Origin of the sequence: Faecalibacterium longum, assembly GCF_040094125.1 — a bacterium.
Classification (GTDB): Bacteria; Bacillota; Clostridia; order Oscillospirales; family Ruminococcaceae; genus Faecalibacterium; species Faecalibacterium longum.
Window position 1 is genome coordinate 1 of the sequence record NZ_JBBNIH010000003.1, and the last position, 518, is coordinate 518.

At 49.6% G+C, this 518-nt stretch carries 1 pseudogene; it reads right to left on the bottom strand.

The window, feature by feature from the left end:
* Positions 1 to 518, bottom strand: a pseudogene (locus AAAU26_RS00020) (hypothetical protein); the annotation flags it as partial.

Genomic DNA, 518 nt, shown 5'->3' on the forward strand with positions numbered 1-518 from the left:
TGAGCAAGGACATCTGAACGATGCTCGACACTTGCCTGCACAAGCTTGGACATTTCTTCGTTGGTGAACTTCACTTCGCCGGAAAAGACTTTCTGCTTGATGCCGGGAGAGAGATTATCTGCGATGTCGATGCCTCGTGTATAGTGGCTGGCACGAAGAACGGAGGCACGGCTGACACCGTTTTCCTCTGCGATCCGGTCACAGGTTTTCTTTCCAGAGTGGTGGTTATCACCGTGATCACCACCACTTTTCTTTGCTAAAGTGTACTGATTACCCCGAAAGATTTTTGCAGCTTTCTTCTCGGCTTCGTACTGCTTCCCAAGCAGATAGCGTTTCTGTTCAGGACTCAGGTTTCGCCGTCCCAACTGATTCCGGCAGATCCACGCAACGGCTTCTTCGCGGTTCTCAAATCGGAGCGGCATGGTGGAAAAATAAATCTCAGGATGCTTCTGAAGAATCGCATAACGATTGTGACCGTCAACAAGTGTATTGTTCCACACGATCAAAGGAGAGAGCAG